The sequence below is a fragment of the Acinetobacter sp. 479375 genome (assembly GCF_000581715.1).
Classification (GTDB): Bacteria; Pseudomonadota; Gammaproteobacteria; order Pseudomonadales; family Moraxellaceae; genus Acinetobacter; species Acinetobacter ursingii.
In genome coordinates, this window is sequence record NZ_JEZN01000005.1 from 124,795 (window position 1) to 148,727 (window position 23,933).

Annotated in this window: 23 protein-coding genes and 1 pseudogene; 7 read left to right on the forward strand and 17 right to left on the reverse strand. The window is 40.0% G+C overall.

Annotated features, from left to right (window positions below; genetic code table 11):
• Both J500_RS06340 and J500_RS06345 read right to left on the reverse strand, forming a co-directional pair.
• Positions 1 to 267, reverse strand: a complete 267-nt coding sequence (locus J500_RS06340; protein ID WP_004989751.1) for a YeaC family protein — start codon at positions 265 to 267, stop codon at positions 1 to 3.
• Positions 264 to 1,184, reverse strand: coding sequence for an NAD(+) kinase (locus J500_RS06345; protein WP_004989753.1), 921 nt, complete (start codon positions 1,182 to 1,184; stop codon positions 264 to 266). Before J500_RS06345 ends, J500_RS06340 begins: the two co-directional genes overlap by 4 nt.
• A 331-nt stretch (positions 1,185 to 1,515) precedes the next feature.
• Here J500_RS06345 and mrcB point away from each other — a divergent pair, with 331 nt between their 5' ends.
• Both mrcB and J500_RS06355 read left to right on the forward strand, forming a co-directional pair.
• Positions 1,516 to 3,912, forward strand: a complete 2,397-nt coding sequence (gene mrcB, locus J500_RS06350) for a penicillin-binding protein 1B (protein ID WP_034698789.1) — start codon at positions 1,516 to 1,518, stop codon at positions 3,910 to 3,912.
• Positions 3,913 to 3,944: 32 nt separating this feature from the next.
• Entirely contained in the window at positions 3,945 to 4,499 is a 555-nt protein-coding gene (locus J500_RS06355) for a tetratricopeptide repeat protein (RefSeq protein WP_034698834.1), read from the forward strand.
• 43 nt (positions 4,500 to 4,542) lie between these two features.
• Here J500_RS06355 and J500_RS06360 read toward each other — a convergent pair whose 3' ends face one another.
• Positions 4,543 to 5,439: an NUDIX domain-containing protein gene (locus J500_RS06360; protein ID WP_034698792.1), complete on the reverse strand. Its 897-nt coding sequence runs from the start codon at positions 5,437 to 5,439 to the stop codon at positions 4,543 to 4,545.
• 138 nt (positions 5,440 to 5,577) lie between these two features.
• On the opposite strand from J500_RS06360, the gene hemP reads away from it, so the two are divergent.
• Positions 5,578 to 5,748 (forward strand): hemin uptake protein HemP, encoded by a 171-nt coding sequence (gene hemP / locus J500_RS06365; protein WP_004989761.1) that lies wholly within the window; start codon positions 5,578 to 5,580, stop codon positions 5,746 to 5,748.
• Positions 5,749 to 5,885: 137 nt separating this feature from the next.
• Here the strand turns inward: hemP and J500_RS06370 are convergent, their stop codons facing one another.
• The 4 genes from J500_RS06370 to J500_RS06385 form a co-directional block, all read right to left on the reverse strand.
• Complete coding sequence (locus J500_RS06370) at positions 5,886 to 7,244, reverse strand: ATP-binding protein (protein WP_034698795.1); 1,359 nt, start codon at positions 7,242 to 7,244, stop codon at positions 5,886 to 5,888.
• Positions 7,245 to 7,247: 3 nt separating this feature from the next.
• Positions 7,248 to 7,904, reverse strand: a complete 657-nt coding sequence (locus J500_RS06375; protein WP_034698798.1) for a response regulator transcription factor — start codon at positions 7,902 to 7,904, stop codon at positions 7,248 to 7,250.
• A 117-nt stretch (positions 7,905 to 8,021) separates the two neighbouring features.
• Positions 8,022 to 8,381, reverse strand: a complete 360-nt coding sequence (locus J500_RS06380) for a NirD/YgiW/YdeI family stress tolerance protein (protein ID WP_005003738.1) — start codon at positions 8,379 to 8,381, stop codon at positions 8,022 to 8,024.
• A gap of 105 nt (positions 8,382 to 8,486) precedes the next feature.
• Positions 8,487 to 10,244, reverse strand: coding sequence for a GspE/PulE family protein (locus J500_RS06385; RefSeq protein ID WP_034698801.1), 1,758 nt, complete (start codon positions 10,242 to 10,244; stop codon positions 8,487 to 8,489).
• Positions 10,245 to 10,391: 147 nt separating this feature from the next.
• Between J500_RS06385 and J500_RS06390 the strand changes: the two genes are divergently transcribed.
• Complete coding sequence (locus J500_RS06390; protein WP_034698804.1) at positions 10,392 to 11,330, forward strand: sensor domain-containing diguanylate cyclase; 939 nt, start codon at positions 10,392 to 10,394, stop codon at positions 11,328 to 11,330.
• Between the two features lie 11 nt (positions 11,331 to 11,341).
• On the opposite strand, the gene tsaA is transcribed toward J500_RS06390, so the two are convergent.
• On the reverse strand, positions 11,342 to 12,055 hold the full coding sequence (gene tsaA / locus J500_RS06395; protein ID WP_004998432.1) for a tRNA (N6-threonylcarbamoyladenosine(37)-N6)-methyltransferase TrmO: 714 nt from the start codon (positions 12,053 to 12,055) through the stop codon (positions 11,342 to 11,344).
• A 104-nt stretch (positions 12,056 to 12,159) separates the two neighbouring features.
• On the opposite strand from tsaA, the gene J500_RS06400 reads away from it, so the two are divergent.
• Positions 12,160 to 12,939, forward strand: a complete 780-nt coding sequence (locus J500_RS06400; RefSeq protein ID WP_004989772.1) for a ferredoxin--NADP reductase — start codon at positions 12,160 to 12,162, stop codon at positions 12,937 to 12,939.
• A gap of 53 nt (positions 12,940 to 12,992) precedes the next feature.
• Here the strand turns inward: J500_RS06400 and J500_RS06405 are convergent.
• The 3 genes and pseudogenes from J500_RS06405 to J500_RS06415 form a co-directional block, all read right to left on the reverse strand.
• A pseudogene (locus tag J500_RS06405) lies at positions 12,993 to 13,310 on the reverse strand (GntR family transcriptional regulator); the annotation flags it as partial.
• Between the two features lie 187 nt (positions 13,311 to 13,497).
• Positions 13,498 to 14,166 (reverse strand): isochorismatase family protein, encoded by a 669-nt coding sequence (locus tag J500_RS06410; protein WP_004989775.1) that lies wholly within the window; start codon positions 14,164 to 14,166, stop codon positions 13,498 to 13,500.
• Between the two features lie 319 nt (positions 14,167 to 14,485).
• A complete protein-coding gene (locus J500_RS06415; protein ID WP_004998434.1) occupies positions 14,486 to 15,310 on the reverse strand; it encodes a DODA-type extradiol aromatic ring-opening family dioxygenase in 825 nt (274 codons plus the stop codon).
• A 190-nt stretch (positions 15,311 to 15,500) separates the two neighbouring features.
• Between J500_RS06415 and yegQ the strand changes: the two genes are divergently transcribed.
• On the forward strand, positions 15,501 to 16,868 hold the full coding sequence (gene yegQ / locus J500_RS06420; protein ID WP_004998435.1) for a tRNA 5-hydroxyuridine modification protein YegQ: 1,368 nt from the start codon (positions 15,501 to 15,503) through the stop codon (positions 16,866 to 16,868).
• A gap of 2 nt (positions 16,869 to 16,870) precedes the next feature.
• Positions 16,871 to 17,125, forward strand: coding sequence for a YfhL family 4Fe-4S dicluster ferredoxin (locus J500_RS06425; protein ID WP_004998438.1), 255 nt, complete (start codon positions 16,871 to 16,873; stop codon positions 17,123 to 17,125).
• 175 nt (positions 17,126 to 17,300) lie between these two features.
• Here J500_RS06425 and ahpF read toward each other — a convergent pair whose 3' ends face one another.
• The 6 genes from ahpF to glyA all read right to left on the reverse strand — a co-directional run bounded on the left by ahpF (position 17,301) and on the right by glyA (position 23,886).
• On the reverse strand, positions 17,301 to 18,860 hold the full coding sequence (ahpF, locus tag J500_RS06430) for an alkyl hydroperoxide reductase subunit F (RefSeq protein WP_004998439.1): 1,560 nt from the start codon (positions 18,858 to 18,860) through the stop codon (positions 17,301 to 17,303).
• Between the two features lie 115 nt (positions 18,861 to 18,975).
• The gene (locus J500_RS06435) at positions 18,976 to 19,890 is read right to left on the reverse strand and encodes a hypothetical protein (RefSeq protein ID WP_004998441.1); all 915 of its coding nucleotides are present in this window, start codon (positions 19,888 to 19,890) and stop codon (positions 18,976 to 18,978) included.
• Positions 19,891 to 19,936: 46 nt separating this feature from the next.
• Positions 19,937 to 21,079 (reverse strand): toxic anion resistance protein, encoded by a 1,143-nt coding sequence (locus J500_RS06440; protein ID WP_004998443.1) that lies wholly within the window; start codon positions 21,077 to 21,079, stop codon positions 19,937 to 19,939.
• Positions 21,079 to 21,870, reverse strand: a complete 792-nt coding sequence (locus J500_RS06445) for a hypothetical protein (protein ID WP_004998445.1) — start codon at positions 21,868 to 21,870, stop codon at positions 21,079 to 21,081. The genes J500_RS06440 and J500_RS06445 overlap by 1 nt, the downstream gene beginning before the upstream one ends.
• A gap of 212 nt (positions 21,871 to 22,082) precedes the next feature.
• Positions 22,083 to 22,487 (reverse strand): nucleoside diphosphate kinase regulator, encoded by a 405-nt coding sequence (gene rnk / locus J500_RS06450; RefSeq protein WP_004989803.1) that lies wholly within the window; start codon positions 22,485 to 22,487, stop codon positions 22,083 to 22,085.
• A gap of 145 nt (positions 22,488 to 22,632) precedes the next feature.
• Positions 22,633 to 23,886 carry a serine hydroxymethyltransferase gene (gene glyA, locus J500_RS06455; protein WP_004998447.1) on the reverse strand — a complete coding sequence of 418 codons (1,254 nt, stop codon included), beginning with the start codon at positions 23,884 to 23,886 and terminating at the stop codon, positions 22,633 to 22,635.
• Positions 23,887 to 23,933: the final 47 nt, after the last annotated feature.

Sequence of the window (23,933 nt, forward strand, 5' to 3'; positions counted from 1 at the left end):
TTAAATAAAACGGATCGGTTTAAATTCAGGTTCTGGCAGGTGTGAATCACACTCCTCACCTTCTTCCTTTTTACCTTTATCAATATAACCTGTACGCTCTTTTTCAGGGACATTCTCATGTTCCCACGCAATGACCGCTTGCATACAAATTTGGCGTTGTTCTTGAGTTAATGCGATACCATTTGGCCATTTGCCAATTTCCACTGCCGTTTTTAAACGCTCCACGATATCTGGATCTAAAACGGCAAGCATTTGTTCAATATTCATGCGTCATCCTGCTGTTGAAATGAGTCAAAATCCTGATTCCAGCCAAGCTTTGTACGGCAAGCCATATAAAAGTCATAACCGGGTGGATGTAATAAGTTTAACTTAAATGGATGCTTTCGGATATGCACTGTATCCCCTACATTCAAGGAAATACTGTTTTGTCCATCAGCACTCACCATCGGGAGAACACGATTTTCGCGAATCGTGAGTTTAATTTCACTGTGTCCACTGACCACGATTGGACGTGAAGATAAAGTATGCGGATGCATTGGAACTAAAGCAATCGCATCCATACCCGGATGCAAAATAGGACCACCACCTGACAGTGCATACGCGGTTGAGCCTGTTGGTGTCGATACAATCAGACCATCACTATGTTGACGATAAACATACTGACCATCAATATTCAGCTCAAAATCAATCATATGTACGGAGCGGCCAGAATGTAAAACCACATCATTAAGCGCAATCGCATCATAAATGGTTTCACCTTTGGAACGAACTTCCATTTCCAGTAAAAAACGTCGATCTAACTGGAAATGTCCCTGTAATACCTGATCAAGTTTAAAGATCACCTCAGAAGGTTTAATGTCGGTTAAAAATCCCAAGCGACCACGGTTGACCCCGATTACAGGGGTATTATGTCGAACCAATGCACGTGCAGCATGCAACAGTGAACCATCACCGCCCACCACAATCACGAGATCCACCACTTCACCCAATAAACTACGACTTACACTTTGCGTGTTATTGTCAGGGACAAGTGCTGCCGTTTCCTGATCAAAAACAGGATGTAATCCCAAATGCAAAAGATGGTCGTGAATCAGACTTAATGTTTCAACGACTGATGATTTATCAGGACGGCCGATTAAACCGATATTACGAAAAGATTTGGCTGAAAGATTTGCAGACTGCATTGGATGCCTATAAGTTAAAGCCAGTATAGGGTTGGTCTGTGAAGCATCATATACATGAGGCTCATCCATCGCAAAATCACGATGAACCCTAAGATCAACATATCATATGCGATTTGTGCGACTAATATAACACAGTAATTCTAAAATCGTCTCGAATCAATCTACCCCATCTATCTCTATAAAAATGTTGATTATCAATCAATAATATCTAAAGAATTTGAAGCTTTAGCAGAAAAAATGAGTTTTTTAGCTTGTTCACAGATTTATCATTGCAAAATGTATAAAAGCTATCGCATGATTAGCACACTTTGTTGGCTTTTATGACAGATTTATGAAGTTTGAACGTGGCATCGGCTTTTTTGCGCTTATTTTTTCAGTGATCATTATTGGCGGTTTTCTTGCATTTAGTATTTATTTAATTCGACTGGATAATATTATTCGCGAGAAATTTGAAGGTAAACGCTGGGACATCCCCGCAAAGGTTTTTGCACGACCTCTGGAACTTTATACCAATGCACCTGTGACTCAGACTGACTTTAGTCAGGAACTAGGATTGCTTGGCTATAAAAGCACCCAAAATTACACTAAATCTGGGAGTTACGTGGTTCAGGGCAATACCATGTATGTGCATACTCGCGGATTCGATTTTGGTGATAGTACTGAACCTGAACAAGTTTTGCAGGTGTCTTTTGCCAATGATCAAATTTCAGATATTCGCGCCACCAAGCCATCATCAACAGGCATTGCTAGACTTGAACCGCTCTTGATTGGCGGCATTTATCCGCAACACAATGAAGACCGTGTCCTGATTAAACTGGACAAAGTGCCAAAAACCTTGATTGAAGCGCTGGTCGCAACAGAAGATCGTAACTTTTATAGTCATCATGGTATTTCTATACGTGGAACTGCACGTGCCTTGGTGAGTAATGTCACAGGTGGCCGACGTCAGGGTGGTTCGACCTTGACACAGCAATTAGTCAAAAACTTCTATTTGAGTCCAGAACGCACACTCAAACGTAAAGCCAATGAAGCGTTTATGGCCATGTTGCTAGAGCTACATTATAGTAAAGATGAAATTCTGGAAGCCTATTTAAACGAAGTGAATCTCGGGCAAAATGGTAGCTATTCTATTAATGGCTATGGCTTGGCTTCACAGTTTTATTTTGGTCTACCCCTACGTGAATTAAACATCGCGCAGCAAGCTTATCTGGTGGGTTTGGTACAAGGACCTTCGTTATATAATCCGTGGCGTAATCCTGAAGCGGCACTTAAACGTCGTAATATCGTGCTAAATAATATGTTAGTGATGGGTTACTTAACTCAGGATCAATACGATAAAGAAAGTGCACGTCCTTTAGGCGTGGTGGCTAAACCAAGTCTTGGGCCAGCGAAATTCCCAGATTTTCTGGACATTGTTCGTCGCCAACTCCGTTCTGAATATCAGGAAAATGACTTAACCAATCAGGGTTTACGTATTTTCACAACACTTGATCCAATTGCTCAAACTCGTATTCAAAATGCCTTTAAATCGACTGTCGAACAAATTGCAAACCGTAATCCAGCTCGCCTTAAAGATTTACAAGGCGCTGTATTGGTTCAACATCCAGAAAATGGAGAGTTAATTGCTGCTGTTGGTTCGACTCAGGACTTTACAGGATTTAATCGTACAGTAGATGCTAAACGTCAAGTCGGTTCATTGCTTAAACCTGTCATTTATTTAAGTGCAATTGAGTCTGGACGTTATAACTGGGCGAGTCAAATTCAAGATGCGGCGGTCAATATCCCAGTAGGCGGCGATAAAAGCTGGACACCTAAGAACTATAGTGGCGGTGAACATGGTGTCGTTACATTGCAACAAGCACTGGCACACTCATATAACCTTTCAGCCGTGCGTTTAGGTCAGGAATTTGGTTTATCCACTTTTAGCAATAACCTGAAAAAATTTGGCGTCACCTCAGATATTCCAAACTATCCATCTGCATTTTTAGGTGCGGTAAATATGTCACCAATGGAAATGCTCAGTATCTATGGAAACTTCGCAACAGGCGGTTTTAAATACCCGACTCGTGCGATTCGTTCTGTGGTTGATGCCAATGGTCATGTATTAGAACGTTTTGGCTTAAATGTTCAACAAACCATTGATCCATCTGCTGCCTACATTTTGAATTATGGTCTGCAACAAGTCATGCGTTCAGGTACAGGTAAAGCCGCTTATAATACTTTATCTCCTGATCTGAATCTTGCGGGTAAATCAGGAACGACCAACGATACACGTGACTCATGGTTTGCAGGTTATTCTGGTAATTATCTGGCTGTCGTATGGCTGGGTCTGGATGACAATAAAATCACGGGATTAACAGGTTCATCAGGTGCATTACCTGTCTGGACCAATGTCATGAAACAATTGCGTCAACAGCCCGTTAACTTACGTCAAACAGATGATGTGCAATGGCAATGGATTGACTCTGCTACAGGTCATTTATCCGCTCAGGGCTGCGAAGGTGCGATGTACATCCCACTCATACGTAACAATGTCCCGCGTCAGGCAACTGTGTGTGGCTTACCACATTATCAGGTTGAGCCAACTTACAATTCTGATACGGAAAACGGTGATACAAGTGCCCCTGCGAACGATAGCATGGACAACTATATTCGTGACAGTGAAGATCAAATGCAAAATGATCTGTCCAATAATCGCGTCATTTCCAGTGGTAGTTATTCAAACTAATGATCACGGTTGGTAAAAGAGATTTAAAACGTATGTGGAAGCAAGGTTTTTTAGTATTAACAATGGCTGCTTTTGTGGGATGTTCGACATTCCCTTTACATGAAGAACAGAAAAAAGCACCACAAAAGCCTGCTGAACCTGCCAAGAAAACGGTAGAAACACCTGATGGAGTTGAAATCACACCCTATGAACAGGAAGAAATCAAACGTAAACCAGTACGTGTTGTCGTTCCTGAACAAAAGGCAAAACAGCAATTTAATGATGGACGATCTCTTCCTGCTTTTAAAAATCTGATACAACAGACTCAGACGGCGTATCGTCAGCAAAAATGGGACGATGCTGAACGCTTTGCTTTACAGGCTCAGCGTTTAGCGCCACAAGCGGCAGAAACCTTTATGTATTTGGCTTTAGTCGCCAATCAAAAAGGACAATACAGTTCGGCAGAATCACTGGCACGACGCGGTTTAAGTTATGCTCAATCTGCGCCAATGAAAAAACAACTTTGGCAGGCTATTTTAGTCGCTGGGCAAAAGCAAAATCATGCACAAACCGTACAGCAAGCTCAACAAGCCTTAAATTCACTTTAAGGCTTGTTGTAGATATTGCAAACATCTGAAATTTTATATTAATTTAAAAATTACGAATACCTGCAATTCCGTAAGCACCATGCTGCTGTGCTTTGACAAGATCATCAGGATGCAACCCACCTAGTGCAAAAACTAAAATATGAATGTGTTGTGTCCATTGTGCTAAAGTTTCCCACCCTAAAGCTTGGCGCTCTGGATGGGTTTGTGTGGTCTGGATTGGACTGATCAACACCGCATCGCAGCCAATTTGCTCGGCATGTTGCAACGCAACCAGATCATGACAGGCAGCGATATAACGCTTAGTTTGTTGCAAATCCCCTTTTCGCAGTTGCATCAATTGATGTTGCTTAAGATGCAAAGTCTTTATCGAGGGTGTTAAATCGCTGGACATTTTTTGAAAATGCTCAATATTGATTATCAGTTTTTGTAAATCTTCTGATGAGTATCGATGTAAATCTTCAGCTAAAAACTGATCTGGTTCTACCCTCCAATAAAAAAGTGAATTTGCCTCTGGTCGAAAGTCGGATAATTGATGACTAATTTTGATGTAATGCGGCCAAACTAAACGCTGAATAATCGAATCATTGGCTTTGGGGAAATTGAGCTGCGTTAATTGCTCACGTGCATACCACGTCCACGGCTGCTGAATCAGCTGCATTAAGTCGTCAGGGACATAGGCATAAAACAGATGAAGATTGACCACAATATCGTCATATTCATGTTGAATACGATCAAACGCATACCATTGTGATAATCCAATACCCACTTCCTCATAAATCTCACGGCGACACGCCTCTTCAGGGCTTTCTCTTGATTCTACCTTGCCACCTGGAAATTCATATTTATTGCCTTGATGCTGCTTTGCTTGGCGCCAGCCTACTAATACTTTTCCGCGATGTAATAACAGCCCAATAGCAATATCGATCACAGGTTTTGACATAGCGTTTAGATCTTCCTCAATTTTACCCAAGTGTAAGCAAATTTTATTTTTTATAAAATATTCATTTTTTGATTGACAGGCCTATTCGATAATGATTATCATTTAAATCGTTAGCTAAAACACCACGGAGCACAACAAATGAACGCACCTTTTAACCTATTTACTCGTAGCAACGAAACAGCTCAATCTTTGCCAATGTTGCATTCTAACAATCTATTTGCCCTAGGTCGTGAAATTCGCATTATGCATGCCGGTGAAGAATACCGCTTACGCTTAACTCGTAACAACCGTTTGATTCTAACTAAATAATTAGAAAAACCGTCTAAAATAATAACACTCGTGGGCAAATAAAATATATAAACAGTATGGCTTGAGCCATACTGTTTTTCTTTGTGAACGGTCTGGATATTATTCACTTAATGCTTTTTAAAACAGCATTTCCCACTTTAAGAAGGATCTAAGTCTTCTGCCAAAGTAAACATAAGTTCTACCGTTAAACCACCCTGCTCAACGACATGAAAATCCAATTGTGCATGGTGCAACATCACAATCTTTCGCGTGATGGAAAGCCCTAATCCCGAACCGCGCTGTCCTGTTCCCAAACCTCTAAAAAAACGTTGTCCCAAACGTTCAAAAATTTGCTGATCCATTTTCTCGCCATGATTGTGAATGCTTAAACGAATGCACTGTGGTGGTATATTTTCAAGTTGAATATGGACTTGAGAATCACTAGGTGAATAACGAATGGCATTATCCAGCAGATTACGGATACAGGTAAAAACCAGCTCATGATTCGCATAAATCTCAGTCTGTGATGCGCTAAAATCTGAAATAATTTCAATACCTTGATCTTCTGCAAACAAAGACAATGCGGCGATAACTTCTACTATAATTTCATCTAGAGATAACCGCGTTTTTGCGAGTTGTTGTTCATGGGCAGGATCTAAACGTGCTAAAAGCAGTAAATTTTCCAAAACCTGAGTACTGCGATCGACATCATTTTGAATTTGGCTTAAATCCTGTTTAAGTTGAGGAATATCATGATATTTTCGCTGAATCAATTGCAGGCGCATTTGTATGGCAGATAAAGGAGAACGTAATTCATGTGAAGCATCCGCAGTAAATGCCTGCTCTGCCAATAATGCCCGATCCAATCGATGCAGGAGTTGATTTAAAGAGTTGATTACAGGTTGAATTTCTGTAGGCATGTGTGGCGTGACAATGGGTTGTAAATCCTGCGCCGATTTGTGTTCTATAGATTGAGATAAATTTCGTAAACTCGCCAGATCACGACGAATCCCCCAACGCATCAATCCCCATTGTAATAACCATAAAATGATCAGAACCACCAAGTACCAGATCAGGCTTTGCCATAGCTCATCAAAGCGTGCCGATAAAGGCTGAATCACAATAGATATGAGTCCTGTTTCAGCTTTATCCTGCCGATAAATACGCCAAAGCTGTCCATCTTTCCATCGCAAGGAAAAATCTGTTTCAACGTCTAAATTTAGAGCTAAGGCATCATGATCTGTGGATTGGCTGAGCAGTTGATGATTCCAATACAAGACATATTGCAGATCGAACTCATCACTTAATTCATCCAATTGCTGACCTGAAGGTAAATGCACATCAGAAAGCAACAACATATCTGAAACCTCGTCCATGATTTCATCTTGTACTTTCATGGTGTGATAACAGGTCAAAAACACCAGCAACATAAAAGCAATTACGCCTGCAATCACGCCACTCCATAGCGTTGTTCTAATTAGTTTGGACTGTAATGACAAAGATACGGGACGATTCATTATTTACTCACCCATTCGATAGCCCAAACCACGAATGGTTTTAATCAAAGTTGCACCGATTTTTTTACGCAACTGATAAATATAAACTTCAATCGCGTTACTTTCGATTTCCTCGCCCCATGCATAAAGCGATTCTTCAAGTTGTTCACGTCTTACAATACGTTCGGGGTATTGCATCAATTTATATAAAATCTGGAATTCTTTTGCGGTTAAATCCACGATGTGCTCATCTAGCAATACCGTTTTAGCATGGGTATCTAGTTTGAGTTGTTTCCATTCTAAAATATGACTATTTGCACGTTGTTGGGAACGTAACTGAGCGCGTACACGGGCAGAAAGTTCATCCAGACTAAAAGGCTTAACCAGATAGTCATTTGCCCCCAAATCCAATCCTGTCACCCGATCTTCAATCGTATCTTTGGCAGTAATAAAAATAACAGGAGTAATTGGCTGGTGTTTGCGTAAGGCGAGTAATACATCATCTCCTGTCGCTTTAGGTAAACCTCGATCTAGCAAAATACAGTCATACTGGTGTTGTTCAATGGCGGCAATCGCATAATCGCCACGCTCAACCCAATCCACACGATAGCCATCCATTTCAAGCCATGATTTGATACTTTCGGCTTGGGAACAATCATCTTCAGCTATTAATATGCGCATGTGCGATCTCAAGTGCTTTATCATTAAATAGATCTGTTTTTCACTATAAAGTAAAAAAACCGCAAATCCAAAATCAGACATGCGGTTTCTCTGGAGGAGAACGTTTAGGGTCTAGTGTTAAAATTGAACGCTATCCACATCAATTTCAACACGTTTTGTTGGGATACGGTCAATATCAACTTCACCGATCAAAGTGACGGTCGTAGTGGGAGAAATTGCACGACCTTGCCATAATTCATCATCAATATCGACTGTAATCGTACCAGTAGTATCTCTGAATTGATATTTTTCATCTCCCAAAGATTTAACCACCTGCCCTTTAAGCATTACAGGTGCATCATCTTTCATGGTCAAAGCTTGCTTCACACTTGTCACTTTTGTTGGCGCTAAAGCAGACTGATTAACAGGTGTCTGTGCAGATACATAACCCGTGGTTGCTAAAGTTGCAGCTAATAAGATATTACGCATCATATTCATTTTAATGACCTCATTGGTGTCGGTGTATCGAGTTGATTCATTCAATACGCATAAATTAAACAAACAAGATGAGGTGAATCTTAGGAAAATTTGCGCTTAGGCTATTTAGCTGAGTGGAACAACACGCAAAACCTCTTCTAACGTGGTAACGCCTTCAATCACTTTACGCGCACCTGCAATGCGTAATGGTTCTACACCTTCTTTTTTAGTTTGGGCGCGTAATTCATTTAAGGTCGCATGGGCACTAATTAAATGTTTAACTTCAGTACTCACAGGCATAAATTCATAAATACCAACACGTCCTTTGTAACCCGTGTTACGACATGCTTCACAGCCCACTGCACAATAGACAGTTTCAGGCATATCCATAATATAATCAAAAGTCAGGTGTTTCCATTCCTGTTCATTAATCTGGGTTTGCACTTTGCAATGCGGGCATAACTTTCTGACTAAACGTTGTGCCAATACACCCAAAATGGTTGCGGCAGTCAGAAATGGCTGGACACCAAGATCATGTAATCGAGTTAAACTGGAGGGTGCATCATTGGTATGTAAGGTAGAAAGTACCAAATGACCTGTTAATGCTGCTTGTATCGCCATATTGGCGGTATCCTGATCACGTACCTCACCCACCATGATGATATCGGGATCCTGACGCATTAAAGCTCGGACACCATCGGCAAAACCAAGTTCAATGGCAGGGTTGACCTGCATCTGATTAAAACTGGGTTCCAACATTTCAATCGGGTCTTCAATGGTACAGACATTGACCTGTTCAGTTGCCAATTGTTTTAATGATGAATAAAGTGTCGTGGTTTTACCTGAACCTGTCGGCCCAGTAACCAGAATAATGCCGTGACTGTGCTGAGTGAGTGTATTCCAGTCATTGAGTAAACGTCCTTCAAAGCCCAATTGCTGAAAACTGCGTACCAAAACTTCTGGATCAAAAATACGCATCACCATTTTTTCGCCAAATGCTGTCGGCAAAGTCGAAAGACGTAGCTCTGTTTCTTGTCCTTTAGGTGTTCGGGTTTTTAATCGTCCATCCTGTGGTTTACGCTTTTCTGCAACATTGAGTCGTCCCAAAATTTTAATCCGCGCAATCACCGCAGTTAGAGTATTTGCAGGCATGTTATAAATGGTGTGCAAAACACCATCAATACGGAAACGAACCTTGCCTGTATCTTTACGTGGTTCAAGGTGGATATCACTTGCACCCTGTTCAAAAGCAAACTGCAAAACCCAATCAACTAATTTGACGATGTGTTGATCATTGGCATCAGGCGTTTGCGTATCGCCTAATTGTAAAAGTGCTTCGACACCTTTATTTTCCCGATCATAACTACCCGAATTTTGCGATGAATTGACCGCGCGACTGACCTGATAATATTCAACCAGATAGCGATGTAACTGTTCAGGATTCAAAATCACTCGTTGAATTTTTTTGGGACTCAAGCTACGCTCAAGATTCACCAACCAGTCTGTCATAAACGGTTGGTCTGTCCCGATTAAAACTGAATCTGCTGTAATACCAACGGCCAAAATTTTATTTCGTAAAGCAAACTCTTGTGACATCACTGATGTCAATTTACCTACATCTGCTTTTAGTGGATCAATCACATAAAATGTCAGATCTGATTTTTCCGCAAGCCATTGACTTAAACGCGTGCTATTCAAAATTTTGTCAGGTGATTGTTGGTCTTTAAGATTAAACTGAGCAATCCATTGGATTGGATGCCATTTCAATTGATCTTTTTGTCGATGTGTCGTTTGAATCAATAATTTATCACGCTCGGTGATGCGACCATCTTTTAATAATTGTTCTAAACACCAAACCGTATCTATTTCAAAATTAAACTTCATTGTTATACCCCAAACACTCTACACAATATAGCAGAGTTCATTTGCAATGTATTTTTTAGTCTTTAAATTAGGGATATGCAGCACTTAAAAATTGTTTTAAAGTGCCATAAAAAGCACCAACAAAATATCCAGATCATAGGCGGCTAAATGAGTTCAATTGCATTTAAAAACTTTCATGACGCAGGACAAGCAGTACTGCATTTTTTACGTCAAAAATTTGGATTTGATTTATGGATGATCACACGTGTAGAAGGCAATGACTGGATCGTATTACAGGCCGAAGATCATGGTTATGATGTCAAACCTGGCCGCGTTTTTAATTGGGCAGATTCGTTTTGCTCACATATGGTACAAGGACACGCACCACGGATTGCGCCACGTTCTGAAGATGTTCCACTTTACGCTTCTGCACCCATTGCCCAACAAGTCAATATTAAAGCCTATATCGGACAACCTCTGGTTAAAGAAGATGGCAGTCTATTTGGCACTTTGTGCGCGATTGATCCAGAACCCAAGTCAGAAAAAATTATTGAAGATGGTGGTTTGGTTGAATTATTTGGTAATTTACTCAGCCATATTTTACAGCGTGAAATCCGCGAAAATGAACAAATTCGTTTACATGAACGCCTACAAAACGAAGCCGTTATTGATGCCATGACGGGTGTCTATAACCGCCGCGGCTGGAATCAATTCATTTGTATAGAAGAAGAACGTTGTAAAACCTATGGACATCCTGCTGCTGTTTTCATGATTGATTTGAACGGCTTAAAAGCAATCAATGACCAACAAGGACATGCCGAAGGCGATCGTTTTATTGAACAGGCTGCTTTTATTTTAAGAAATTCACTACGTCAGGAAGATTTACTGGCACGTTTAGGCGGCGATGAATTTGGAATCCTGATACTGGGTCATGACCATGATCATCTGGAACAATTAAAACAACGCTTACTGGAACATTTGGCAGATGCTAAAATCAGTGCTGCGATTGGTTATGCAATGCGCCATCCAAGTCAGGGGTTGGAAGACGCATGTAAACACGCTGATGAGCAAATGTATATCCATAAGCAACAGTGTAAAGCAGACTAAAATAATGCTGCTCATTCAGTAAAATCAACAATCTCAATGTGTTTTTCATTCACCCTGAAACTGACATCAAACTGAGCAAATTTTATTTTATAAATCCGATCAGGATCATCCTGATACGCAGGTCGTGGGTCAAGAGACAATACTTGTTCAAGCTCATCTACAATCTGAGCCGTCAGTTTTTTCTCAACTATATTTTTTTGTCGTAGCGCATCAGCATCCGTTGCCCACATGACTTTTTTTCTCGCGGGTTCATGCTGTGCATAGCCACTTTGCGCATTTTCGATGGCGTCAGAATATTGAATATAAGGTTTAATATCTAAAATAGGCGTTCCATTCAGTAAATCACTGCCTGTCACATAAATACGAAGTGTTTTGCCTATTTTTTCAATTGATTTAAATTGCACCACAGATAACCCAATCGGCGCAGGTCGATACATACTACGAGTCGCAAATACCCCAATTTTTTTATTACCACCCAAACGTGGTGGGCGGACTTGCGGACGAAATTTTTCAAACTCCTGCTGATGTTTATTGTCATGAAACTGCCAAATCAGCCATAAATGACTAAATTCCTCGATACCTTCAAATGCCAATGGATCATTATAGGGTTCATACATTTCAATATACGATTCGACCTGCACCAGATTAGGCTGGCGCGGAATACCAAACTTTTCACGGTACGGCGAATGCATGCTGCCGATGATTGGCAAATTTACAGAATTCATCATCACTTTTTCTTATAAACACAATTAAATATATTCAGTTTATCGAGAATGATTTTAGATTAGAATAGCAACCTGTTTTCTTTTGATCGTGATTGAGACCTTTAATGGCTGCTTTTAACGTTGAACGCATCACCCATGTTCACCACTGGAATGACACTCTTTTTAGTTTTAAAACCACACGCGACACCGCACTGCGTTTTAAAAATGGTCAGTTCGTCATGATCGGGCTTGAGGTCAATGGCAAACCATTAATGCGTGCCTACTCAATTGCCAGTGCTAATTATGAAGAAGAACTTGAGTTTTTCTCAATTAAGGTTCAAGACGGTCCACTCACTTCGATTTTACAAAAAGTACAAGTGGGCGATGAAATTTTGATTTCTAAAAAGCCAACAGGTACGTTGGTACATGATGATATTAATCCAGGTAAAAACCTGTATTTCCTTTCTTCAGGTACAGGTCTTGCACCATTCTTATCGTTAATTCGTGATCCTGAAACTTATGAAAAATTTGAAAAAGTGATTTTGGTTCATGGTACACGCTGGATTAGTGAATTGGCTTACCAAGATCTAATTTTGAATGAATTACCAAATAATGAATGGTTTGAAGAATTAGACATCAAAAACAAATTGATCTACTACCCAACTGTGACGCGTGAACCATTTGAAAATGAAGGTCGTGTCACCACTGCCATTGAAACGGGCGCATTATTTGAAAAAATTGGTTTACCACCATTTAACCCAGAAACTGACCGTGCGATGCTTTGTGGTAGCCCACATTTCTTAACTGATGTAGCTGCACTTTTAGACAAAGCAGGTCTTAAAGAATCTCCGCGTATGGGCGTTTTAGGCGATTACGTGATTGAACGTGCATTCGTTGAAAAATAATCTGCCTTAATGACCCAAAAAACCGAGAAAAATTTCTCGGTTTTTTATATTCATTATTTTTGAAGCTTTTTATTTTGAAAGATATCCACTAGATTTGGCGACTTGGTATCTGGCTGTTCATCTAAAAAGCTCCGCGCATATTCACCTAAATGTGCTTCCATCAATTGAATGGCTTTTTGCTCATCACCTTGCTCAATCGCCTGCAAAATTGCCTCATGTTCTTCAACCGAACACTGATTTGGTTTGGTTTCATACATCCCGATTAACAAGGAAGTTCTAGCAATTAAAGTTTGCAAATATCCTGTCACGATCGGATTATGATTGGCTTCACATAAACAAATATGAAAATCACCAGAAAGCTTGATCCACTCTTTAGTTCAATGAAAGTACCAAAAAAGTTGCTGCATCCACCACCGAAATTATTGCTGTTTTTCCAGATCAAAACAATTTTTTCTGTAAGACAATATCAAGATTATTCAATATTAAATAAAAAACTCAAATTCTTAACAAGAATTTGGGTTCATGATTCTATCTATAATCAAATAAAATTAATTTATCTTATTGATATTTATCCAAGTTGGTTTCTGGACCATCGCGAACAACCGCTTGTGCTTTATCAAAGCTTTCCATTAAGCACTTGTATTCTGGGCATACATGATCAGCAAGAATTCCAGCAAAACGAGAGCCTTCAGGTCGATTCCATGTACGCATTAACTCGGCCACAATCGCAAAGGTATCTGTTGGAATTGCGCCAGCTTGAGTCACACGTGCAATTGTTGTGTCAGTTGCTAATTTACTCCAGTTACCTGAAGCATCAATCACACAATAAACATTATATCCTTCCTGACGGGCACTCACTGCCGGAAAAGCCAAACATACGCTGGTAAGCGTACCTGCAATAATCAGTGTTTTTCTGCCAGTCTTTTTAACTTCATCTACAAATAATGGGTTGTCCCATGTATTAATTTGCCCTGTACGTGGAACATAGACGGCATGAGGAGCATAATGATGTATTTCTGGAATTAATGGCCCATTTGGTCCATCAGGTACAGACGCCGTTGTAATGACGGGGATATTTAATAAGGATGCAGCTTTTGCAATGGCAATGACGTAATTGCGTAAGTCTGGGACCGGAACATCTCTTACTGTATTGAATAAACCACTTTGATGATCGATCAGTAAAATAACTGAATCGTCTGGATCTAACATTCCATTTGTAGCAGCCATAGATCACTCCTTATTCTTACGAAATTAAAAATGAAAACAATTATTTAGATTAATAATTTTTCATTTGATGACACAGCCAACAGTCTAGAATTAGTGTGGCTATCAACTGATGGTAATGTCAAAAAAGAATGATAAAAACTTAATTTAAGCTTAATTTTGTAAAGAAATATCAATTTATTTTAGTTGTTACATGAATCATCAACCAAAAAATAAAATAATGATAAGACGAACAAAAAAAGCGATCTGTTGAATTCTCCAGATCGCTTCTAATTGATTTGACTACGCTTATAAGATTCATGAGTAGATCAATACATTGAATCTATGATTTAAGCTCACCAAAAGCAAAATTGGAAACCGACAAACCGCCCATAAATTGCTTTTCATGATAATTACGTGCGGCTAATTCCTGCTCTGCGGCACCTACAGCCACCATCAATGGCAATAAATGCTCCTCACGAGGATGCGCAACGCGCGCCGCAGGAGCATGTTCCCAATCGTTTAATAATGCATTACGTGCATTGCCCTGATGCTCAACCACTGTTTCAAACAACCACTGATCAAAGGCACGTGACGGCTCTGCCGCATGAGCATTGAACATACGCAAGTTGTGATAGCTGAGTCCACTCGCCACAATCAACACATTTTCATCACGTAACTGCGCTAAAGCACGTCCCATCTCGATATGTTGTTGCGGATTTAGCCCTTTTTTCAAAGACAGCTGTACCACTGGAATATCCGCCGCAGGGTTAATGATCTGCATTGGTGAAAACATCCCGTGATCGTAGCCACGTTGTGCATCGGTCGCCACTGAAATATTCGCTTGTTCTAGCAATTCCACAACACGTTCAGCCAGTTCTGGTGATCCAGATGATTCATAACGTACCTGATAGGTATGTGCAGGAAAACCACCATAATCATAAATCATATCGGGTTGCGATGCCGTCTGAACCGTAAACTCTGGCGCTTCCCAATGCGCAGAAATCATCAAAATGGCTTTAGGTCGTACTACCACAGAATCTAACAAATCACCCAGTGATTGGGCCAGATTGGCATAAACCGTATTCAGATAATCAGGCATCCACGGCCATGGTCCACCACCGTGCGAGATAAAAAATACAGGCTGTCGATGATTTGCAATTTTCATGGATATTCCCTCAGGTTTTATTCAATCATTGTCTAATATTTAATAAGCTTACCAATGCAACAACAATAATAAAAACAGAACAATCAGATGCATTTTTAGAACGATTAATCCCGACTAATTTGCTAGGTTGAGCAAAACACTGAGTAATTTTAAAATAATCACTTATATTTACTATGCCTTTTCAATTGCCATGAAAACTGAGTTGCTCTCTCCTGCTGGATCACTAAAAAATATGCGTTATGCTTTTGCCTATGGGGCAGATGCAGTTTACGCAGGTCAACCGCGCTATAGTTTACGTGTTCGTAATAATGAATTTGATCATGACAACTTGGCTATTGGAATTCATGAAGCACATGCTTTACGCAAAAAGTTCTATGTGGTGGTCAATATTCAGCCACACAATAGTAAACTCAAGAATTTTATCGCTGATTTAGAGCCTATTATCAAGATGCAACCAGACGCACTGATTATGTCTGATGCGGGTTTAATCATGTTGGTTCGTGAACATTTTCCACAGATGCCCATTCATTTATCGGTACAAGCCAATGCCATCAATTGGGCAACGGTAAAATTCTGGAAAGATTACGGTCTTACTCGTGTCATTCTGTCACGCGAACTTTCGATTGAGGAAATTGCGGAAATACAAAAGCATGTTCCAGATATTGAACTCGAAGTGTTTGTACATGGCGCATTATGCATGGCTTATTCGGGCCGTTGTTTGCTTTCGGGTTATATGAATAAACGTGATGCCAATCAGGGCGCGTGTACCAATGCCTGTCGTTGGGAATATAAAATTCATGATGCCTTGGAAAATGAAACTGGAGATGTGATTCCTACCCAGCCACTCGCCTCCACACACAGTTGCTGTCGTCCACAAGATCATCAAGCTCCGTTCACGCAACCCGTTTTGGTACAACGCAATGATGAAGAAATGTTTGCTGCTGAGGAAGATGAACACGGTACTTATTTTATGAACTCGAAAGATCTACGTGCGGTACAGCATGTAGAGCGTTTAAGTCAGATGGGTATTCACTCCTTAAAAATTGAAGGTCGTACCAAATCTTATTTTTATTGTGCGCGTACAGCACAGATTTATCGTAAAGCCATTGATGACGCATTGGCGGGCAAACCTTTTGATCCAAGTTTGATGAAACTGCTCGAAGGTTTAGCAAATCGCGGCTACACCGAAGGCTTCTTGCGTCGTCATGTGCATAGCGATTATCAAAATTATGCTGATGGTTCTTCACATTTTGATTATCAGCAATTTTGTGGTGAAGTTCTGGAACGTAATGGCAATTATATCAAGATCGATGTCAAAAACCGTTTTGATATCGGCGATACTTTAGAGCTCATGACCCCACAAGGAAACATAAGTTTTGTCCTAAGTGAAATTTTGGACAATAAAGGTCAGCAAATCGAGAGTGCCAAAGGCTCGGGACATGTGGTTGAAATTCCATTAGATCCGAGTATTGATATCAAATATGCACTCCTGATTCGAAACCTACCACATGCCACAGAACAGATTTCATCTTCTGCTTTGGCATATGCTGCGGAGTAATAATGGCTTTATTGATCACATCTGAATGCATTAATTGCGATATGTGTTTGCCAGAATGTCCAAACACTGCAATTTTTGAAGGAAAACAGGTCTATGAAATTGATGCAAATCGCTGTACAGAATGTGTCGGGTTTTACCCTGAACCCACTTGTATTGCGGTTTGTCCGATCAACTGCATCATAGTGGATCCTGCACATATTGAAGATGAAACGCAACTCATGGATAAGTTTAAACAACTCAATATAGTTTCGAATTAATTGAAAAATAAAAAAAGGAACTTGACTGTTAGAAGATCAAGTTCCTATAAAATGAATTTTAGAATAAATCTAAATCTGAAAGCTCTTAAATATGAATGCCTTTAAATTGACAAGCCGTTAAATGAGAAAGTAAAACAGTCGAAACTGCTTTGCTTTCCATGAGTTAAAAAATGCGTTAACTATTCCGAATAATATAATCAAACGCTGACAGAGAAGCTTTTGCCCCTTCACCTGTGGCAATAATGATCTGCTTATACGGCACAGTGGTACAGTCACCCGCAGCAAATACACCTGCTACATTAGTTTCGTTACGCTCGTTGATAATAATCTCACCACGTGGACTTAACTCCACTGAACCTTTCAAGAAATCTGTGTTTGGCAATAAACCAATCTGTACAAAAATTCCTGATAGTTCAATGCTGTGTTCTGTCTCTGTAGCACGGTCTTTGTATTTCAAAGCGGTCACCTGAGCACCATCACCGACCACTTCAGTTGAAAGTGCATGGGTGATGACGGTCGCATTCGGCAAACTGTTTAGTTTGTCCTGTAACACTTGGTCGGCACGAAGTTTGGTATCAAACTCAACCAAAGTCACATGCTCCACAATACCTGCCAAATCAATTGCCGCTTCAACACCCGAGTTACCACCACCAATCACCGCAACTTTTTTGCCTTTAAACAATGGACCATCACAGTGTGGACAATACGCTACACCACGAGTCGCATATTCCTGTTCACCCGGAACGCCCATTTTTCTCCAACGCGCACCTGTCGATAAAATCACGGTTTTCGATTCAACTTTGGCACCATTTTCCAATTCAACTTCAACCAGACCCGAAGCAGTTTGATCGGCACCGACAATTTTACTGACACGTTGCAGATTCATAATGTCCACATCGTACTCACGTACATGTTTTTCCATATCCGCAGCAAACTGTGGACCTACAGTTTTTTGTACAGAAGTAAAGTTTTCAATGTCCATGGTGTCCATGACCTGACCACCAAAACGCTCTGCGATCATGCCTGTGCGAATGCCTTTACGTGCTGCATAAATCGCCGCAGTACCGCCCGCAGGACCCGCACCCACCACTAATACATCAAAAGCCTGTTTGGCATTAATTGCCGCCGCATCTTTTTCAGCAGCCCCACTGTCCAGTTTTGCCACAATTTCTTCTAAGGTCATACGACCTTGACCGATATGATTGCCATCTTGGAATACCATCGGAACTGCCATGATTTTGCGTTGTTCCACTTCATCCTGGAAGAAGGCACCATCAATCATGGTCGCAGTGGTATTTGGGTTATAAATCGCAATCAGATTCAGTGCCTGAACCACATCCGGACAGTTATGACAGCTCAAAGACACAAATACATCAAAGTCTGCTTTAAGATTCAAACCTTTAATCTGGTTGAGCAGCTCATCAGAGACTTTCGGTGCATAACCTGAAGTTTGTAACAAAGCTAAGATCAATGAAGTAAATTCATGACCCATCGGTAAGCCAGCAAAGAACACACGTGGTTGCTCACCGACTTTAGCAATACCAAAACTTGGGCGGCGTGTATTTTGACCATCAAAACGGGCCGTGACTTGATCAGAGAGTTCCGCAATTTCAGTGACTAATTCTTTGATCTTGGCAGCTTTGTCTGAATCATCCAGAGCAGCGACCAATTCGATAGGACTTTCTAAACGTTCTAAATAGGCTTTTAACTGAGTTTTGATATTTTGATCTAACATAATCAAGCTCCAAAGGAGAAAATTTTTAACTTGTTGGGAATATTACGATAAAACTTTAAATAGGTGAAACAGTATGTTTTTATAATTTTAATCGGTTTTGCCGAACAAAAAATCATTATTCACTTTTTTGCTCAATCCGATCTGCTCTATTTTTAAGATTTAAGGCTATAGCATAGGTCATCATTGCAATAAATGCAGCCAATAAACTGATGCCCCAACATAAGAATTTCACCATTTCAGAAAGTTGTTGTGCTTGATCCGCTTGTTTTTGAACACTTTGTGCCAATGGCGTGACTACTTTCCCATAAAGTTGCTGCTGCATGATCCAAAGCTGTTCAGGTTTAAAGCCATATTCCATAAAATGCGGATCCTGACGTTCTTCACGGATCAAATGTGAAACATAAGGTAATGCTGTCTCTTTATCCACTGGTCGGTGTAATAAAGCGGTTTGCGCTAAAAGATAATCTTTCACTGCATCAGGTGTATCCACATTTTTCAACTCATGCGCGATTTGGCTTTGCTGAATACTTTGATCATAAGCCACCAATTCAGCATAAGCTTTGGCTTGGTCACTAGTACGGTCATATTGCACATAAGTCAAACCTGACCAGATGAGAATAAATCCAATTAACCACGCCACAAAGCGTAAAATCAGTGAACGAAAACGTAACTGAAAAAATTTAAATTTTTTTAAAATTCGGACAAAAATAAAAGCGCCAAAAAATGCAGCAAAAATTTTTAAAAACAGCCAGCCGAACCATGACAGTAGATTGCTAAAATAATCAGACTGTTGATCCAGCAGTAACTGATCAGCCATCGCCACAGGAATATGTAATTGCTCGACTTGTTGGCTCAAATCAAAAAAACTATAGACCAACGCCTGTTGAGTAAATGATGCAACCAACGCAATGATAAAAATCCCTGTTACCGTTAGACTCAACAGCATCACACGATGTTGACGCTTTTTGAGTTGGGTCAATCGAGACTGTATCGACTGAATATTCATCGGAGCATTTTCGATGAGTGGCAACCTACTCTCCTCATACTGTTAGACTTAAGAAGTACCAATTTATTTACTACTTTGAAGCAGCACCATGACTCGACTCAATGACCAGTTGATTTAAATTTTGCTGAAGTGTACGTAATCTCGTTGCCGCTTCATCGCGCTTTTGCATACCTTCTTTTTGAACTTGAATCACATCGTTAACAGTTTTAATGAGGGTATTTTGCACATGTTCAAGGGTTTCAATATCAATCACCGAACGTTGATTGGCTTTAGCTGTATCAACTGAATTTTGATGTAATAAATCAGCATTTCGACGCAATAAATCATTGGTTGCGTCATCAATACTCTTTGCCAATTGCACACTGTTTTTTTGTTCCTGTAAGGAAATCGCCAGACTGATTTGATTTTTCCATGCAGGTAAAGTGATATTTTTAATCGCATAAAATTTATCCACCAACATTAAATTATTGGACTGAATAATACGAATCATTGGCAAAGTTTGCATGGCAGACTGCTGTAGAACTTGTAAATCACTGACCCGTTTTTCTAAATTATTGGCAAGGTGGTTCAGATCATAGATCTGCTGAGTCATTTGTTGATCCTGTTCTTGCTGACTCAACTCAGCAATCTGTTGCTGAATTTCCTGCTGTTTGATCTTACCCGCAGCAACATGAACACCAAGTTGTTTATATTCGTCTTGCACCGCATCAAACATTTTATCTAAAGTATTCACACGGGATTTTAGTCCGTTTTGTGATTGTTCAATTTCTTTGACCAAAGCATCGATTTGTTCTTTCGTGGTATTAAAATGTTGATCAAAGCTTTGTTTTGCACCTTTAATTTTATTCAACAAACCGCCTAAAATCGGAATCGATGAGCCTTTCGGTTTATTCAAGATGCTCGATGTATTGAGTTGCTGGGCAACTTGAACCACTTCATTTAACTTTTGACCTGTCGTATCCAGATCTTTATTTTGAACCAGATTCAGGAGTTCATCGGTGTAGGTTGAAGTCTTGGTCGCAATATCCTTACCATATTCAGAAACACTACTGTGCGTCATATCAGTCAATGTCTGATGTGCATCCATCACCTGAGCAAAATCTTCAGGCTGTAAACCTAGCTCTTTTAAGTTTAAACGCTCAAACTCTTGCTGCTGAAGCTCTGTAGATTGTTCAACCAGTACATTTTTATGGTTAGATTCGGATTGTGACATTATTCCACCCTATTTTTCTCTAATGATTTTTTTAAAGTATTCATCAATATTTCACGACTATGATCCAGCTTTTGCAATTCTGCAACTGAATTGCCTTGCATGCTTTGTTTGAGGTGATATTGCCAAGCAGGAATCAGGACTTGTTGCGCTTCCTTAAAACGATCCAATAAGGTAAAGGAAAGTTGCTCGGCCAATTGCATCTGTGTAATAGCGATATCATTACTCGCTTGCAAAGTGTGTAAAGTGTTTATTTTTTTAGATAATCGTTCTGCAAAATTATCCAGCGGATGTCGCTGCTGAATAAAAGCAGGATATTCCTGCAAAAATTCTTGAGCCGCAATGATATATTTCGCCATCTGTTCACGTAAACCCAGTACCTGTTGGACACGCGCCTGTGATTTTTGAATTTCGATTTGCAAGCGTTGACTTAAAAAACTGGCTTGGTCAATCAGACGTTCCAATTCAGTTAAGTAATTCAACTGCCCATGATCATATTCGATATCAATGCCTAACCATTTTTGTAATGCATTAAATTTACGTTTCTTGAGCACTTTGTTAGATTGCGCCAACTTCTCAATCAATTGAGAAATGACCTTGCTCAATTCTTGATTGAGCTTGGGATCAACACCATTGAGCAATACCGACTGCGATTGAATCAGCTGATCGGCATAATGATTGAGCTGATATTGATTATCCAGTAAAGGCACCAGATCATTGCGTTTGATCGCCAATATTGCTTTTGGATCAACTTCAATCTGATCTAGCGGAATCAATGAATTAAATTGAGTCATAATCAACCAATATATTTTGTCAATTCATCATAGGCACAAATCGATATAGTGCAAAGTCTATTTTTTATATCAACATGATGATTTTATGTTAAATCTTAAATTTTTCATCTCACCATTTTGCAAATAGACATTAGACGTCTTTCATCAATCCTTTTTATTTCGCCCTATTGAGAGAAAAATAAAAAGAGTTTAAACCATGAGAAAGCAGTCTATTACAGATATTTGCCTTCTCGTTCAGGCTGATAAATGACTTTTTCAATTTTAATTTTCATCAATTGACCATCAGGCTGTGGCCATTCAATACTTTGCCCTTCTGTCAGTCCCAAGATCGCCGCACCGACAGGTGCCAAAATATTAACCTGACTTTTATCGCCTGTAAAATCATGTGGATAGACTAAAACAATCTCAACAGAATCTGTTGAAGGTGCAATGGTGATACTCACTCGGGAGTTCATGGTGACCACATTTTTTGGAATATTTTCAGGATCAACCACTTCTGCTCGCGCCAGTTCATTTTCTAAATGCTGCATGGTCGAGCTTTGAGTCGTTTGATGTTCAAGCATCGTTTCTAAACGATGTAGATCTTGCGAGGAAATAATAATATTAGGCTGAGACATGTTATAAACTCCTTAAATCTATCAATTTTTCAAAACAAATGACTTAAATCTAATTTTATTGTTATATCAGAGTTTAGTTCTGATGATTAAAATATTCACAGATAAAAAAAGCTCCCTTGAGGGAGCTTCTTCTCAAGCAATTTGCTTAGTTAGCATATACAGGGAATTTTGCACATACTGCTTCAACTTTTGCTTTAACATCAGCGATGACACTTTCATCACCTTTGCTATCTAATACATCCGCAATCCAACCCGCTAAATCACGCACTTCGGCTTCACCAAAACCGCGAGTCGTCACTGCTGGAGTACCAATACGAATACCAGAAGTCACAAATGGAGAACGTGGATCGTTTGGAACTGCATTTTTATTGACCGTAATATTGGCGTTGCCCAACCATGCGTCAGCATCTTTACCTGTAATGTCTTGTTTAATTAAAGACAATAAGAATAAATGATTATCTGTACCACCTGAAACCACATCATAACCACGTGAAATTAATACTTCAGCCATGGCTTGAGCATTTTTGACCACTTGTTGTTGATACGCTTTATATTCAGGGGCCATTGCTTCTTTAAAACAAACTGCTTTAGCTGCAATTGCATGTACCAAAGGACCGCCCTGGTTACCTGGGAACACCGCAGATTGAAGTTTTTTCTCAATTTCTTCATTTGCTTTGGCAAGGATTAGACCAGAACGTGGGCCACGAAGTGTCTTGTGCGTGGTTGTCGTTGTCACGTCAGCGATTTGAACTGGACTTGGATAAACACCTGCTGCAACCAAACCAGCAACATGCGCCATATCAACAAACAAATAAGCACCAACTTTATCCGCGATATCACGGAAACGCTGCCAATCCACTACACGGCTATATGCAGAAAAACCTGCCACGATCATACGTGGTTTATGTTCCAAAGCTAAACGTTCAACTTCTTCGTAATCAATCTCGCCAGTTTCAGGATTTAAACCGTACTGAATGGCATTATAAGTTTTACCAGAGAAGTTTACTTTTGCACCGTGAGTCAAGTGACCACCATGTGCAAGGCTCATACCCAATACTGTATCACCTGCATTTAATAATGCTAGGTATACCGCAGAGTTTGCCTGTGAACCTGCATGCGGCTGAACATTGGCATAATCAGCACCAAAAAGTTCTTTAGCACGGTCAATTGCTAATTGTTCAATCACATCGACATATTCGCAACCGCCATAATAGCGTTTGCCAGGATAACCTTCTGCATATTTATTAGTCAGTTTTGAACCTTGCGCTTCCATCACCGCAGGAGAGCAATAGTTTTCAGATGCAATCAGTTCAATATGCGCTTCTTGGCGCGCGTCTTCAGCGTCAATTGCTTTGGCCAATTCTGGATCAAATTCAGAAAGAGAAATGTTGGCAAACATTAGCGAGGGTCCTATGAATTAGGGCTTTTAAGCCGTGCTAAGATTGG